This window comes from Bartonella sp. AA81SXKL (assembly GCF_042196945.1).
GTDB lineage: Bacteria > Pseudomonadota > Alphaproteobacteria > Rhizobiales > Rhizobiaceae > Bartonella.
The window spans coordinates 322-629 of the sequence record NZ_JBHIRH010000320.1; the positions used below are offsets into that span (position 1 = coordinate 322).

Below are 308 nucleotides of genomic sequence, written 5' to 3' on the forward strand. Positions count from 1 at the left end.
TTGCAAAACATTCCAGTGCGAACCGCTGAAGGACGTAAAATACGAACAGCTTTTGTTGCTCCAAAACGGCATGTACTGCTATCGGCTGATTATAGCCAAATTGAATTACGCATCCTTGCGCATATTGCTAACATTACAGCACTCAAAGAAGCTTTTTCTAGGGGGCAGGATATTCACGCTATTACTGCATCGCAAATATTTGGAGTAGCAATAGAAGGGATGCCGTCAGATATAAGACGACGCGCGAAGGCGATTAATTTTGGCATTATTTATGGTATTTCAGCTTTTGGATTAGCCAATCAATTAGG

Annotated in this window: 1 protein-coding gene; it reads left to right on the forward strand. The window is 41.6% G+C overall.

The window, feature by feature from the left end; all coding sequences use genetic code 11:
• Positions 1–308: DNA polymerase (locus tag ACFINZ_RS11415; RefSeq protein WP_375701570.1), on the forward strand; the 308-nt coding region annotated here is incomplete at both ends.